Consider the following 13,752-nt stretch of genomic DNA (forward strand, 5'->3'; position numbering starts at 1 on the left):
GAAGGGTTCTGCCTGCCATGCCTTCCACCCTGATCGAGCGTCCCGCCCCCGAGGTGGCGCCCGCTTCCGCAAGCGTCGCTCCCCGGAGGCGCACGCGGATCTTCGCGCTGCCCGAGGCCCGCTGGGCTCTGGCTGCGACTGTGCTGTTCCTGATCGCGCTGCCGCTGCAGCTGACCGGCGCCCCGGCGTGGGCATGGGGTCCGCTGTACGCCCTCGCCTGCGCCACTGGTGGCTGGGAACCCGCGTGGGCCGGGCTGCAGGCGCTGCGGGAGAAGACCCTCGACGTCGACCTGCTGATGATTGTTGCCGCGCTCGGTGCGGCGGCGGTCGGACAGGTGATGGACGGTGCGTTGCTGATCGTCATCTTCGCCACCTCCGGCGCGCTGGAGGCGATCACCACCGCCCGTACCGCGGACTCGGTGCGCGGCCTGCTCGACCTCGCTCCCACCACCGCGACCCGGCTGCTGGACGACGGCACCGAGGAGCGCGTGCCCACCGAGCAGCTCGCGGTCGGCGACACCATCCTGGTGCGACCCGGCGAGCGGATCGGCGCCGACGGCCGCGTCCTGGACGGCGCCAGCGACGTCGACCAGGCCACCATCACCGGCGAGCCCCTCCCGGTCGCCAAGGAGAGCGGCGACGAGGTGTTCGCCGGCACCCTCAATGGCACCGGCGCGCTGCGGGTGAAGGTCGAGCGGGACGCCTCCGACTCGGTGATCGCCCGGATCGCGAAGATGGTCGAGGAAGCGTCCGAGACCAAGGCGCCCACCCAGCTGTTCATCGAGAAGGTCGAGCAGCGCTACTCGATCGGCATGGTCATCGCCACCCTCGCGGTGTTCGCGGTGCCGCTGGCCTTCGGCGCCCCGCTCACCGGCTCACTGCTGCGGGCGATGACCTTCATGATTGTCGCCTCGCCGTGCGCGGTGGTGCTGGCGACCATGCCGCCGCTGCTGTCCGCGATGGCCAATGCCGCGCGCCACGGCGTGCTGGTGAAGTCCGCCGTCGTCATGGAGCAGCTCGGCCAGGTCGACGCCGTCGCGCTCGACAAGACCGGCACCCTCACCGAGGGCACCCCGCGCGTCACCGACATCCGCCCCCTGAACGGCTCCGGCCTGGACGAGGACGAGCTGCTGGCGCTGGCCGCAGCAGCCGAGCACCCCAGCGAACACCCACTCGCCCGGGCCATGGTGGACGCCGCCCGCGCCCGTGACCTGGTCCTTGCCGTCGCGGAGGACTTCTCCTCCGCCCCGGGCATCGGCGTCACCGCCACCGTGAACGGCCGCGCTGTCGCGGTCGGCGCCCCGGCCCGACTCCTCAACGGAGCCGCGGACACCGTCTGCGCCCGCGCCGCCGCCATCACCGGCGAGCTGGAGGACGGCGGGCGCACCGCCGTCCTGGTCGAGGCCGACGGCCGCCCGGTCGGCGTGCTCGGCATCGCCGACCGCCTGCGTCCGGACGCCGCCGCCACCGTCACCGCGCTCACCTCCCTGACCGGCACCGCGCCGATGCTGGTCACCGGCGACAACCCGCGCGCCGCCGCCCGACTGGCCGCCGAGGTCGGCATCACCGACATCCGCGCCGGCCTGTTGCCCCAGGACAAGGCCACCGCCGTCCGCGAGCAGGAGACGGCCGGGCGCAAGGTCCTGGTCATCGGCGACGGAGTCAACGACGCCCCCGCCCTGGCCGCCGCCCACACCGGCATCGCGATGGGCCGCGCCGGCTCCGACCTCGCCCTGGAGACCGCCGACGCCGCCATCGTCCGCGACGAACTCGAAACCGTCCCCACCGCCGTCGCCCTCTCCCGCCGCGCCCGCTCCTTCGTGGTGCAGAACCTGGTGATCGCCTCGGTGTTCATCACCGGCCTGGTGGTCTGGGACCTGATCGCCACCCTGCCCCTGCCGCTCGGTGTCCTCGGCCACGAAGGCTCCACCGTCATCGTCGGCCTCAACGGACTGCGGCTGCTGCGCGAGGCCGCCTGGAGCCGGGCCCGCGCCGAGGGCCGCCGGTGAGCAAGCGCACCCGCAAGTCGGCCGCCGCCCCGAGAAGGTGGCGGCGGCCCGCTGCACGGTCACGGTCTCCCGGGGCTGCCGCTGCGGCACCCCCAAGGTCCCAGGCCTGGGCCACCGCGCCCAGCTCACCGACCTACGCGAACCCCTCGCTGGCATGGCGACCGTACGCCCCACCGACTGCCTCTGAACGCCTGCGCGCAGGGCAACGTCATCGTCGTCCAGCCCTCCGCCGAAGACCGCAAGGCCGGCGGACGCTCCGTTTGGCTCGGCCTGGTCAACGACCCCGACGCCGCCCGCGACATCACCGCCTGGGTCCAAGCCGGCGGCCCCAGCCTCGCCGACCCACCCGACACCCAGGTGGACAGGGTGGAGCCTTCGGTATTGGTTCGCTTCGGTTGTCGATCTGCCGGCGGATGCGGCGGGGCTCCAGTATGTCGACGACCGGTATTACGGGGCTACACCCCTTCGCGACCGCCGAGCGTACACGGATACCTCCGCGTCCCCCAGGTGTACCGGTGCCCCCGCCCCTGGGCACCCGTTCCACAAGAGTGCGGGTGGGGGTCGCCGTTCAGAGAGCCAGTGTGATCACAGCGGCAAGACCACCGAGGCCGAGGGCAAAGGCGGCCTCTTTCCAACCGCCTGCCCCCCAAGGGAGGTAGCGGTCGGCAGCCAGTCGGCCAGGGCCGATGGCAGCAAGAGCGAGGGCGACGACCGCGATGCACACGCTGTATTCCACTCCGCCGTCGGTTTCCCACAGGCCGTGAGCGCCGGTGACCGTGGTCATCGCGTTGATCATGACGACGATCAGTGCGGCGGCCGCCAGTGGCGTCAGCAGACCGAGGGCCAGACCGAGGCCGCCGAGCAGCTCGGACAGGCCGCCGATCGTGGCGAAGAGCTTGCCCGGGTGGTAGCCCAGGGCCGCGAACCCTTTGCCGGTGACGGTAAGACCCCGGCCTCCGAAGAGCCCGAAGATTTTCTGAGCACCATGGGCGGTCATCAGCAGGCCGAAGGTCAGCCTGATGAGCAGCAGTCCGAAGTCGGCGGCGGTAGTCGTTGCGGTGGTGCTCCCGGTGACGGTGTCAGCTCGATGCGCTACCGGTTCCGGTTCCGGTTCCGGTTCCGTGGAACGAGCGGGACGGTTCAGGATGCGGTTGGTCAACATGACAGTGCTCCGGTCGAACGCCAGAACGGGCGTTTCCCCCAGCTCGGGCGGAGCCCGAGCAACCGGTGGTGCGTGAGCCTGCAGCATTGCGGAGCGCCTCCGCCACCGCGACGCTTCCGCTCGGGGCATCGCCGTGCACCTCGGCGGTGGCCCGCGCGGGCAGCCGGCCGGCGTCGCGTCAGTGGTCCTGCGCCATCTCGTCATCACGATCGGGGTCGCTCGGGCCCAGCCGCACGCAGCACTCCCCGGCCTCGGGGGCCAGGACGGCTCGGATCCCGTTGACCCCCAGGCCGTGGAGGTAGCCGGAGAGGAATGCCTGGTTCATGCCGCACACCAGCTCCGGGGCCTTCGCGGCCAGTGGATGGAAGGGGCAGTTGTGCAGCCGGAGCTGGGTGGGGGTTTCCCGGACGGGTTCGTAGCCGTACTCGTCCAGTAGCGGCTCGCAGGTGGTGAGCCCTCGCTCGGGGCCCAGGCGGCCAGGGCGGGTCTGCTCCCGTGCGGCCTCACCTAGCTGCCGGCCCCGCTGTTCGGCGGTCCGTATCGCTGCCTGGGCGGCGTTTTCGTCGGCGCCCTCGGTCAGGACGGCGTCCAGGAGGAGGTCGGCCAGGAGTTCGTGGCGGCGGTCGGGGATGCTCACGGTGATCTGGGCGTCGGTGGGTTCGTACACCTTCGGCTGCCTGCCGACCTTGCGGATCCCGCCGGGCGTTTCATACCGCGCCCGCAGCAGGCCGGCCTCGACGAGCTTGTCGAGGTGGAAGGCGGCGAGCTTGCGGGATATGCCGACGCTGGCGGCGGCCTCGTCCCGGGTGACAGCGCGGCCGGCACGCCGGATGAAGGCGAACATGCGCCGGCGGGAGTCCTCGCTCAGGACGCTGACGGAGTCGATGGCGCTGTCGGCCGCGTTGGCCTGCGCAGTCAGATCAGAAGCCACGAGACCACAGTAACTCCCATCTGCGTGGGGACAAGTGTTTTTCAGGCGCTGTGTGCTGCACGTCTTGACGCCATCTCCCAATAAGACCAAGATTTATTGGTGAAATGAGAGGAGGTTGCGATGACTTGTGAATCACAGCTTCAGGCGAAGCGCCCGGTCAGCGCCGCGCTCGCCGGCCCCTACGGCCATCCCTTCCACCCGATCTTGGTGACCGTGCCGATCGGAGCCTGGGTGACCAGCCTCGTGTTCGACATCGCTTCCCACGTCGTGCACCGGCCGGGGTTCCTGACCCAGTCCTCGCAGTGGCTGATCGCGGTCGGGGTGATCGGTGCCCTGCTGGCGGCCATGGTCGGATTCCTCGACCTGTTCGCGATTCCCTCCGGCACCCCCGCGTTCCGGACCGGCCTGGTCCACATGACGCTGAACCTGCTGGTGACCGCCGCCTACGTCGTCAACTTCCTGTGGCGGTACGGCGACTACACCAGCGGCACAAGCGTCGGCATCGGCCGGCTCGTCCTGTCCGCGCTCAGCGTGGTGGTCCTGGGCGTCTCGGGATTCCTGGGCGGGAAGCTCGCCTACCGCTACGGCGTGCGTGTCGCCGACGAGGCCACTCAGGCCGAGGGATACACCTCCGGCGGCAGCAGGAGCCCGCACACCCCAGCGTGACCCGGCCCCGCCACCTCCCCGCACGGCTGCCGTCCTTTGCAGGCTGCCTTCAATATCAACCTCACTTGCACCTGGGAGTTCCCATGGACATCGCCGCACTGATCGCCTGGGTCGTCACCGCCCTCGGCGGCTTCTACATGCTCGGCACCTGGATCCAACGCGGCGGCATCCGGCAGCAGCAGACCGGCACCAGCCGCCTGCCCGCACCCGTCGTCTTCGGGCACTTCGCCCTGGCCGCGATCGGACTGGTCGTATGGATCATCTACGTCGTCGCCGACAAGAGCGCCCTGGCCTGGACCGCCTTCGGCCTGCTGCTGCCGGTCGCCCTACTGGGCTTCGTGATGCTGGCCCGCTGGATGCCCGTCTACCGTGACCGTGCCACGGCCGGGGCGGCGACAACCGCCACAGGTCCGGGAGCCGAAGGTACCGTCCCTGCCGAACGGCACTTCCCCGTGACGGTCGTGCTGGCCCACGGTCTGCTCGCTGTGGTCACCCTTGTCCTGGTGCTGCTCACCGCTCTGGGCATCGGGGGCAGCTGACATGGGCGAGCGCCGGGACGTCACCACCGCCCGAGCAGACCCCCTCATGGAGGATGAGGCGATACCCGGACGGCCCGCCTTGCGGGTCGTCCACGAGCCCGACGGGGTCGACCTGGCCGCCGCGGAAGCCGCGGCCGGCGAATTCCTCACCGCCCTCGGCATCTCCACCGCCTCGGAGAGCCTGCGCGGTACACCAGGGCGGATGGCCCGGGCGTACGCCGAACTCTTCACCCCGCGCCCCTTCGACCTGACCACCTTCCCCAACGACGAGGGCTACGACGAACTCGTCCTGGCCCGTCGTATACCGGTCCGGTCGGTGTGCGAGCACCATCTGCTGCCGTTCGTGGGCACCGCGCACGTCGGCTATCTGCCGGGTGCCCGCATCCTGGGCCTGTCCAAGCTGGCCCGCGTTGTCGAGCACTTCGCCTGCCGCCCGCAGGTGCAAGAGCGCCTGACCAAGCAGGTGGCCGACTGGCTGCGGACCCATCTGGAACCAAAGGGTGTGGGCGTGGTGATCGAGGCGGAACACTGCTGCATGACGTTGCGCGGTGTCCAGGCCACCGGGTCCAGCACCATGACCTCGACCCTGCTCGGTCTGCTGCGCTCCGACGCTCGCTCCCGCAGCGAATTCCTCGCCCTCACCGGCGCCACCTCCTGACCCACCGCGCCGCACGCCCCCGCCCCGGCATCAGAAAGACCACAACCCATGGAAATCTGGATCAACCCAGCCTGCTCCAAATGCAGCTCCGCCCTGTCCCTGCTCGACGCGGAAGCAGCCCAGTACACAGTTCGGCACTACCTCGAACAGCCACCCACCACACAGGAACTCGAGCAGGTACTGGACCGGCTCGGGCTGGAGCCCTGGGACATCACCCGGCTCGGAGAACCGGCCGCAACCAGCCTGGGAATGGCAACATGGACGCGCGACGCCGCGCACCGCGACAGCTGGATCCAAGCCCTGGCCGCCCATCCCATCCTCATCCAACGCCCGATCATCACCGCCGACGACGGCACAGCAGCCGTCGGCCGATCCCCGGACGCCGTACGGTCAGTCCTGCGCTGACCCGGCGCGACACGATGACGTCGACGGCCCCGGCCCGGCTCGTACCGATCGACTGACGGCGGCGTGGAATATAGGGTGCGCACCGCCGTCGTCTCCTTGGTTGTAGCTGCCGAGCGCGTCTGAAAGATCGTGCAAGTCCGTGATGTGACAGGCTGGTCGGGGCTCTGACCTGGGCCTTCGACCAGCCGGGACGGACATGAACGACAACGAGATCCCGGCCGTCGAACCGGTCGAGGACAAGCTCGTGGATGAGATCGTCGAGCGGCTGCTGGACCGCGCCGACGCCCCGGGTGCTGCCCTGCTGGGCGAAGGCGGGCTGCTCACGGCCGCGTCGGCCCGGGGCGGTGGGACCTCGTCGCCATACCTCAGGCCCCTCAGGCCCCTCAGCTGGAGCTCGCGCCGCTGTTCGGGGTCTCTCCCGCGGTCGTCGCCGCGCACCTCGGCGGCCGTGCTGCTGCCTGCATTCGCGTCGAAGGCCTTGACCGCTCCGTCTAGAAGCGTCCAACTCATCGCAGGAGAGGGCGGTACTGTCCTCGGGAGGGGAGAACTCGTCCATGGGGCCGGGCTCCAAACGATCGGTCTTGCAGTGACCCGGCCCAGCGGTTGTGGGGGAAAGTAACCCGCCGCACTGACGTGCCGCCTTTCGGGTGACCTGGACGAAGGCGCGCCCCGCTCGGGCGGAGCGCCCCGACGTGCCCGCCCGTCGACGGCCTGCGGAGCCACGTGAGCCGTCGCCGGCCGGCGGGTTGACGGGGGCGAAAAGAAGCGGGGCGAGCGACGGCCCGGTCGGCCGCGCCGGGACCCTCCGGGCAGGACGATACGGAGCATGACCGAAGACATCGCCACGGACCAGCCCCCCGGCATCGGCTCCAAGCGGCGCCGGTTGTTCTGGTACGAGCTCCTGGAGTGCGCGCGGCGCGGGCACCGCCTGGCGGGCACGGACGCGGCGCGGGTGCGCGGCGAGGACGCGGTCCTGGTCAGAGACTTCGGGGACGGGTTTCGCTGGCACCGGTGCCTGCGCTGTGACGCCTGGCTCCCGGTGCGGCCCGCCGCACATCCGCAGCGGGAGTTCCCGCCCGGGCGCCAGGAGATCGAGATTCCGCTGCGCGGCAAACCGCTGCGGGACCGTTACGTACTCCGGCTGATCGCGCTCGACCGCTTGCTCCACTTCCTGGTGCTCGGTGTCCTCTCGGTCGCCGTACTCGGCTTCGCGCACGAACGGCGACGCCTGAGGGGGCCCTTCTACCGGACGATGGACGCGCTGCAGAACGGCATCGGCGGGCCCACGGGCAGATCCGGGCAGGGACTGCTGGGCGAGCTCGGCAAGGCTTTCGCCGCCCGTTCGTCGACCTTGTGGGCCATCGGGCTCGTCCTCGGCGCCTACGCGGTCCTCGAAGGCGTCGAGGCGGTCGGGCTGTGGCTGACCAAGCGCTGGGCGGAATACCTGACCTTCGTGGCCACGACCGTGTTGCTCGTCCCGGAGATCTACGAGCTGGCCGAGGGGCGCGTCACGCCGACCAAGGTCCTCACACTGGTCATCAACGTGGCGATCAGCGTCTACCTCCTCATCGCCAAACGTCTGTTCGGTCTACGTGGCGGAGGGAGGGCCGAAGCGGCCGAAAGAGCCCGCGATACGAACTGGGAAGCCCTGGAGCGCGTCCTGCCGGGACCGCCGCCACACTGACCGCGCCCCTCCGCCTCCCCCGGCGTGCGGCACCGCTGCACGCACACCGGGCCCGCCCCGCCGGACGTCGCCTGCCGTGCCGGAGCCGTCCGGGTGTTCACGGCCGCCGTCGCGGTCCGTGAGGGGGCCTGCGGTGGTTGGCCGAGCCGTGCCGGGGCACCCTTCGGCCATGGAGGACAGCCGGCCCACCCGTCCACCGACCCGCGCCTTCGTCCTGGGCGGCGGCGGTGCGCTGGGCGCCTACGAGGTCGGCATGCTGAAGGCGTTGTTCGCCGCCGCGGTGCATCCGGACCTCGTCGTCGGCACCTCCGTCGGCGCGATCAACGGAGCCGCCGTCGCGGCCGACCCGTCACGGGCGTCGGTGGCCCGGCTCGCCAACCTGTGGACCGGTCTGGGCCGCGCCGGCGTGTTCTCCGGATCGCTGCTCGGGCGGCTGGGCACCGCCGTGCGCAGCGGCACCCACCTGTACCACCCGACGCCGCTGCGCGATCTGCTCTCCTCGCACCTCCCGGTGACTCGGATCGAGGATCTGGCCCTGCCGTTCCAGTGCGTCGCCGCGAACATCGAACGGGCCGCCGAGCACTGGTTCGCCGCCGGGTCGCTGGTGGACGCCGTGCTCGCCTCGTGCGCGGTGCCCGGGCTGCTGCCGCCCGTCCGGCTGGACGGCGAGCACTTCGTCGACGGCGGCCTGGTCAACAGCATCCCCGTCGGCCGCGCGGTGGCCCTCGGCGCGACCGAGGTGTACGTCCTGCAGGTCGGCCGCGTCGAGCGGGCCCTCTCGCCGCCGCGTGCGCCCTGGCAGGTGGCGCTGGTGGCGTTCGAGATCGCCCGCCGGCACCGGTTCGCCCGCGACATGGCCGACCTGCCGCCCGGCGTCACGGTCCGCGTGCTGCCGTCGGGCTCCGGCCCCGAGGAGGGCGCGGCCACGCTGCGACAGCTGAGGTACCGCACCTTCGGCCGGACCGCCGAGCGCATCGAACGTGCCTACGCGGCCTCGTCCCGATACCTCGAGACCGTTCTCAGCGCACCCGACGGCGCGCCATGAGCGGTGCGGGTGCGCATCGAGGACTTCCGGTGCGGCTTGCCGGCGCGGTGGTCACCGGGTTGCGCCGTACGACCACCATCGCGCTGCTGCTCGTCCTCGTCCCTGCGGTGGCCGCGCTCCTCGTCGCCGCGGGCGTGCTCTGCGCGCCGGTCTCGCTCGCCACACGCGGCGCGTGGCGACCGGTGCGGATCGCCGGGTTCGCCCTGCTGTACCTCCTGGTGGACCTGGCAGGGCTGGTGGCCGCCGCCGGCCTGTGGGCGCGACGCGTGCCCGCCCTGCGGGACCGCGGGGAGCGGCGCGCCGCGGCGGCCACGGACGCGTTCGCCGTGCTGGAGAGGGTGCTGCGGCTGCTACGGCATGCGGGCGAGCGGGTCTTCCACCTCCGGGTGGAGGCGACGCCCCCGCTCGCGGTCGCGCACGGACACACGGCGGCGCCGGTCCTGGTGTTCGTACGGCACGCGGGGGTCGGCGACTCCTTCCTGCTGCTCCAGACGCTGCTCAGCGAGGCCGGGTTGCGTCCCCACACCGTCCTGAAGCGGGCCCTGCGTGCCGACCCCGCTCTCGACGTCCTCATCGGGCGGGTCCCCCACTGCTTCCTTCCGCCCCTCGACGGGCGGGCCGAGGACGCGATCGGGGAGCTGGCGGCGGGGCTGGGCCCGGGTGACACGCTCGTGATCTTCCCGGAGGGCGGCAACTTCACACCGCGCCGCCGCCGACGCGCGATCGCCTCGCTGCGCCGCCGGGGGCTGCCGCGCCGGGCGTCCCGCGCGGAACGCATGCACCATGTGCTGCCGCCGCAGGACGCCGGCGCACTCGCCGCGATCGCCGCCGCACCCGCTGCCGACGTGGTCTTCGTCGCCCACACCGGCCTCGACGTCGTCCACTCGGCGCGCACCGCCTGGACCAGACTGCCGCTGCGTGACAGCGTGCGGGCGCACTGGTGGCGCATACCCGCCGCCCGTGTCCCGCCGGGCGACGACGCCCGGAGCGAGTGGCTGCTCGGCCAGTGGGCCCGCGTCGACCGCTGGATCGCCGACCACGCCACCCCGGACGCGACGCACGCGTGAGGCCGGGCCGTGCGCGCGCCGGCGCACCTGCGGACCGCGGGAGCCGCGCCGCGGCACGCGGCTCCTGACACGCACCGATGTACTGACGGCCGCCGACGCGCAGGATGTCCGCCTCGGTCAGAAGGCACGGCGCGGCGCCGCACCCGATCCAGCGGTCGTCGGCCATGTCGTCCCGGCGCGGGCGCGCCGTCCGCTTACGGTGCCGCCAGGAGGTGGGCGATGCGAGTGGGGTTGCACGCGCTCGGTATCGGTGACGGTGCCCGTCCCGAGGTCATCCGGGCGGTGGCCACGGCCGCGGAGGCGCACGGCTTCGCGAGGCTCTGGTGCGGCGAGCACGTGGTGCTCGTGGACGCGCCCGCCTCCCGCTACCCCTACTCCGCGGACGGCCGGATCGCCGTACCCGCGGACGCCGACTGGCTGGACCCGCTGCTCTCCCTCAGCTTCGCGGCGGCGGTCACCAGCCGCATCGAGCTCGCCACCGGCGTGCTCCTGCTGCCCGAGCACAACCCGGTCGTCGTCGCCAAACAGGCCGCCACACTCGACGTGCTCTGTGCCGGGCGGTTCAGCCTCGGGGTAGGGGTCGGCTGGTCGGCCGAGGAGTTCGCGGCGCTCCGGGTCCCCTTCGCCGGGCGCGGGCGACGCACGGAGGAGTACCTCGCCGCGATGCGCACCCTCTGGACCGAGGACCCGGCCTCCTTCGCGGGGGAGTTCACCCGCTTCGAGGCGGTCCGGGTCAACCCCAAGCCGTTGCGCGGCGGCCGACTCCCGGTCGTGTTCGGCGGCAACAGCGACGCCGCCCTGCGCCGTGCGGCGGCGCTCGCCGACGGCTGGTACGGCTTCAACGTCGCGGCGGCCGACGTGCCCGCCCGTATCGCCGTCCTCGCCCACGAGTGCGCCCGTCGTGGCCGCGCCTTCGACGAGCTCACGGTCGCCGTCGCCCTGGGCGACGGCACCCCCGAGCACCTCCCCGCGCTGGCCGCTGCGGGCGTCACCGAACTCGTCGTCGTCGGCGCGCCCCCACCGGGTCCGGACGCGGCGGGCGCCTGGGTCACCGAACTCGCGCGGACGTGGATCCGCCCGTGACGCTGTCCCCGGCCCACGCTCACCCGGTGGAAGGAGGGCGGGTGCGTTCACCGCGGCTGGTGCCGACCGGTGGCGCGGCTCAGACGCTGCGGATGAGGGTGACGACGTCCCTGCGACCGGAGGCGGCGATGAGCGGCGTGTCGTCACCCGAGGCCGCGGCGATGCTGACGCGCGCCGCCTGCACGGCCTGCACGACGGGGTTGCTCGCGCCGCCGATCTCGACGCGCTTCTCATGGAACTGGGCGGACCTCCTTGGCGACTCGTGGACGATGCGCCCGCTCGACTGCTCGCGGTCCTTTGCGTCCACGTACCAGTTGCTGAAATTGTCGCCAGCCAGTCCAGGACCCAGGTGGAGAGTTCCCCGGTGATCAGGGTGTGCGTGTCCGTTCCGCAAGGCGAGTTTGACGACGTGGAAGGGCAGACGACCAGGGACGAAGCCATGCTCGCGGATCGGGTTGTCGACGCCGAAGCCCGCGATCTCGTTCAGCGCGTCGGCGAGGATGCCGAAACCGGGGAGGGGGCCGCCGAGGTGCACCGGCTCGCGACGCCCGGCACGGCACTCCCCCAGCCTTCGGCCGGGGGTACCCCCACGCCGCGTTGTCGCATCACCCGAGTACATCCAGTACGCGGGCGACGCTCCGCCTTGCGATGCACCGCACCGGACGCCGCGAGCTTCTCGGCAAACCTTTCCGGCCACAGCACTAGCCGCGGGCACCAACCCAGCGGTCCTGACCGGATTCATCCAATCCGTCTGGCACGGATTGTCGGTGCGATCCAACGTCGACACGGCTCGCGAGGACCTGCTGGCGACGGCGCAACTTGCTCACCAGCTGATCTGCCAACAACTCACGTCACCGACATCCTGACCCGCAACACCTGGCACCCCGATGGTTCACCAACCATGATCTTCCCGACGACGTCATCGAGTACCGCGGCGCCGGCTCGTACGGCTGCCTCAACCCATCCAGCGCCCTGACCCTGCACGGCTGGAAATAGCCCCCGCACAGTGCGACGTTCGACAAGCGCCTTCCCAACACCGAGCCCAAGCTCCGCGAGAGGACCTCATACTGCTGGTGGCGGCTTACTGGCGGACGAACCACACGATGCGGCAACTCGGCCCCTGGTTCGGGATCTCAAAATTCGTCGCTGCCCGGGTCATCGACGACATCGCCCCGCTTCTCGCGCTGTCCCCCGCCCGGGGCCGGCACCCGGCGGGCACGATGCTGGTCGTGGACGGCCCCGTGTCCCCGACCCGCGACCGGAGCGTGGCCGCCAGGGCGGACCGGCCCCGCGACGACGGGGGTCGGCCCAGGTCGAGGAGGGCCGCGCCGGTGGCCGCTCGTTGCAGGACATGGGCGGCGATCAGCGCACCAGCGCCATCCGCCGAGGCCAGCAGCACAACGGAGGCGGCTTCCATCGCCAGGGCGCCCACCAGGACGGAACGTCGTCCCAGGTGATCGGAAGGACACGGATTTCACAACGAAACGGCGTGCCGATACAGGGCCTTGACGTTCGGACCGAAGGCCACGCTGTAGGAGACGTCAGCGGTGTCGCCGCCCTGTTGGTAGCCGCCGATGACGCCGATGACCATCCCGGAGCCGATGACCCAAGGGCTGCCACTCGTCCCACCGGTGAAACCGGTGCAGTAGATCCGCAACTGCGTGCTGCTGTATGCGGAGATACGGTCGATACAGGTGATCGGGGTCTGTGTCGCCGCCGGGTACCCGGTGATCGTGACCGGGCTGTCCGAGCCCTGGTCGATCCCGAGTGTGTAACCGCCCACCACGGACTGGATGTTGCGGCCGTTCAACGGCTCCACGACCGCGAACGAGACATCCTGGTCCTCGTCGGAACTGGCCGACCACTGCGGGTCGACCACGATGCGCCGCAAATGCCAGACACCGTACGGCGCCTTGTCGTCGTGGTAGCCGGGAACGAACACGTCCGACGTCGACCCCAGACAGTGCGCGGCGGTCACGATGAGGTTCCCGCCGGGACTGTTCACCACGCTGGCGGTGCAGTGATGCGCGCCGTTCAGCCCGCCGCTGTCGAACACCGCACCGATCTGCGGAGCCATCTGGGACACCGGCACGGCGTGGGAGACACCAGGGTCAGCCAGGACCTCCGCCGTGTCGGCCAGCGGGGTGGTCGGGTCAGCAAGCCGACTGGCGGTGGCCACGCCACCGCCAGTCACAAGGGCGCAGGCCACCAGCGCCGCAAGGACCCGAGAGCGGTGCCTGGTTCGGCTCGGCTCGCCATGCCGTGCCCGCCTGGAACTCCTCATGACCGCCACCTCACCGTCCCTGCCCTTCGTGGTAACTGAACGATCACCCAATGCCCTGAAACCGGCATGTGAGCCATGTGAGAGTCGTCTGATTTCGTTGTCACCGCCGATCAACCGGGCCCGCGGCCTGAACCCGTAAGACGCTCGGTGTAACTCTCGATCATGGAAGTTGCATCGATGACCAGTGAGAACGGATCGACGAGCGGCGGGCCGGCCCCA

Annotated in this window: 13 protein-coding genes and 2 pseudogenes; 11 read left to right on the forward strand and 4 right to left on the reverse strand. The window is 71.4% G+C overall.

Annotated elements, in window-relative coordinates:
- The first annotated feature begins 17 nt into the window (after window positions 1-17).
- Together ACFYMM_RS25805 and ACFYMM_RS25810 are read left to right on the forward strand one after the other, a co-directional pair.
- Window positions 18-2,009, forward strand: coding sequence for a heavy metal translocating P-type ATPase (locus ACFYMM_RS25805; RefSeq protein WP_388390441.1), 1,992 nt, complete (start codon window positions 18-20; stop codon window positions 2,007-2,009).
- A gap of 37 nt (window positions 2,010-2,046) precedes the next feature.
- Window positions 2,047-2,405 (forward strand): annotated as a pseudogene (locus ACFYMM_RS25810) ((2Fe-2S) ferredoxin domain-containing protein); the annotation flags it as partial.
- Window positions 2,406-2,577: 172 nt separating this feature from the next.
- Here ACFYMM_RS25810 and ACFYMM_RS25815 read toward each other — a convergent pair.
- Together ACFYMM_RS25815 and ACFYMM_RS25820 are read right to left on the reverse strand one after the other, a co-directional pair.
- Window positions 2,578-3,171: a DoxX family membrane protein gene (locus ACFYMM_RS25815; protein ID WP_388390443.1), complete on the reverse strand. Its 594-nt coding sequence runs from the start codon at window positions 3,169-3,171 to the stop codon at window positions 2,578-2,580.
- Between the two features lie 178 nt (window positions 3,172-3,349).
- Window positions 3,350-4,102: a helix-turn-helix transcriptional regulator gene (locus ACFYMM_RS25820; RefSeq protein ID WP_388390445.1), complete on the reverse strand. Its 753-nt coding sequence runs from the start codon at window positions 4,100-4,102 to the stop codon at window positions 3,350-3,352.
- A 120-nt stretch (window positions 4,103-4,222) separates the two neighbouring features.
- Here ACFYMM_RS25820 and ACFYMM_RS25825 point away from each other — a divergent pair, with 120 nt between their 5' ends.
- The 8 genes from ACFYMM_RS25825 to ACFYMM_RS25860 all read left to right on the forward strand — a co-directional run bounded on the left by ACFYMM_RS25825 (window position 4,223) and on the right by ACFYMM_RS25860 (window position 11,249).
- Window positions 4,223-4,768 (forward strand): DUF2231 domain-containing protein, encoded by a 546-nt coding sequence (locus tag ACFYMM_RS25825; protein WP_388390446.1) that lies wholly within the window; start codon window positions 4,223-4,225, stop codon window positions 4,766-4,768.
- 83 nt (window positions 4,769-4,851) lie between these two features.
- Entirely contained in the window at window positions 4,852-5,307 is a 456-nt protein-coding gene (locus ACFYMM_RS25830; RefSeq protein WP_388390448.1) for a hypothetical protein, read from the forward strand.
- Window positions 5,308-5,353: 46 nt separating this feature from the next.
- Window positions 5,354-5,965, forward strand: a complete 612-nt coding sequence (gene folE, locus ACFYMM_RS25835; protein ID WP_388390554.1) for a GTP cyclohydrolase I FolE — start codon at window positions 5,354-5,356, stop codon at window positions 5,963-5,965.
- Window positions 5,966-6,013: 48 nt separating this feature from the next.
- Entirely contained in the window at window positions 6,014-6,370 is a 357-nt protein-coding gene (locus tag ACFYMM_RS25840; protein ID WP_388390449.1) for an ArsC/Spx/MgsR family protein, read from the forward strand.
- 826 nt (window positions 6,371-7,196) lie between these two features.
- The gene (locus ACFYMM_RS25845) at window positions 7,197-8,054 is read left to right on the forward strand and encodes a DUF2127 domain-containing protein (RefSeq protein ID WP_388390451.1); all 858 of its coding nucleotides are present in this window, start codon (window positions 7,197-7,199) and stop codon (window positions 8,052-8,054) included.
- Between the two features lie 169 nt (window positions 8,055-8,223).
- Window positions 8,224-9,099, forward strand: a complete 876-nt coding sequence (locus tag ACFYMM_RS25850) for a patatin-like phospholipase family protein (protein WP_388390453.1) — start codon at window positions 8,224-8,226, stop codon at window positions 9,097-9,099.
- A 29-nt stretch (window positions 9,100-9,128) separates the two neighbouring features.
- Window positions 9,129-10,166, forward strand: coding sequence for a 1-acyl-sn-glycerol-3-phosphate acyltransferase (locus ACFYMM_RS25855; protein WP_388390455.1), 1,038 nt, complete (start codon window positions 9,129-9,131; stop codon window positions 10,164-10,166).
- 219 nt (window positions 10,167-10,385) lie between these two features.
- On the forward strand, window positions 10,386-11,249 hold the full coding sequence (locus ACFYMM_RS25860) for an LLM class F420-dependent oxidoreductase (RefSeq protein ID WP_388390456.1): 864 nt from the start codon (window positions 10,386-10,388) through the stop codon (window positions 11,247-11,249).
- Between the two features lie 79 nt (window positions 11,250-11,328).
- On the opposite strand, the gene ACFYMM_RS25865 is transcribed toward ACFYMM_RS25860, so the two are convergent.
- Window positions 11,329-11,784: a hypothetical protein gene (locus ACFYMM_RS25865; protein ID WP_388390458.1), complete on the reverse strand. Its 456-nt coding sequence runs from the start codon at window positions 11,782-11,784 to the stop codon at window positions 11,329-11,331.
- A 514-nt stretch (window positions 11,785-12,298) separates the two neighbouring features.
- On the opposite strand from ACFYMM_RS25865, the pseudogene ACFYMM_RS25870 reads away from it, so the two are divergent.
- A pseudogene (locus ACFYMM_RS25870) lies at window positions 12,299-12,520 on the forward strand (transposase family protein); the annotation flags it as partial.
- 203 nt (window positions 12,521-12,723) lie between these two features.
- On the opposite strand, the gene ACFYMM_RS25875 reads toward ACFYMM_RS25870, so the two are convergent.
- Window positions 12,724-13,428 (reverse strand): trypsin-like serine peptidase, encoded by a 705-nt coding sequence (locus ACFYMM_RS25875; protein ID WP_388390460.1) that lies wholly within the window; start codon window positions 13,426-13,428, stop codon window positions 12,724-12,726.
- Between the last annotated feature and the right edge of the window lie 324 nt (window positions 13,429-13,752).

This window comes from Streptomyces sp. NPDC006739, from assembly GCF_042869815.1.
Taxonomy (GTDB): Bacteria; Actinomycetota; Actinomycetes; order Streptomycetales; family Streptomycetaceae; genus Streptomyces.

Coding starts and splice junctions, on each gene's coding strand:
- ACFYMM_RS25815 (WP_388390443.1), bottom strand. CDS start 3,171: ATGTTGACCAACCGCATCCTGAACCGTCCCGCTCGTTCCACGGAACCG.
- folE (WP_388390554.1), top strand. CDS start 5,354: ATGGAGGATGAGGCGATACCCGGACGGCCCGCCTTGCGGGTCGTCCAC.
- ACFYMM_RS25825 (WP_388390446.1), top strand. CDS start 4,223: ATGACTTGTGAATCACAGCTTCAGGCGAAGCGCCCGGTCAGCGCCGCG.
- ACFYMM_RS25845 (WP_388390451.1), top strand. CDS start 7,197: ATGACCGAAGACATCGCCACGGACCAGCCCCCCGGCATCGGCTCCAAG.
- ACFYMM_RS25860 (WP_388390456.1), top strand. CDS start 10,386: ATGCGAGTGGGGTTGCACGCGCTCGGTATCGGTGACGGTGCCCGTCCC.
- ACFYMM_RS25805 (WP_388390441.1), top strand. CDS start 18: ATGCCTTCCACCCTGATCGAGCGTCCCGCCCCCGAGGTGGCGCCCGCT.
- ACFYMM_RS25830 (WP_388390448.1), top strand. CDS start 4,852: ATGGACATCGCCGCACTGATCGCCTGGGTCGTCACCGCCCTCGGCGGC.
- ACFYMM_RS25850 (WP_388390453.1), top strand. CDS start 8,224: ATGGAGGACAGCCGGCCCACCCGTCCACCGACCCGCGCCTTCGTCCTG.
- ACFYMM_RS25840 (WP_388390449.1), top strand. CDS start 6,014: ATGGAAATCTGGATCAACCCAGCCTGCTCCAAATGCAGCTCCGCCCTG.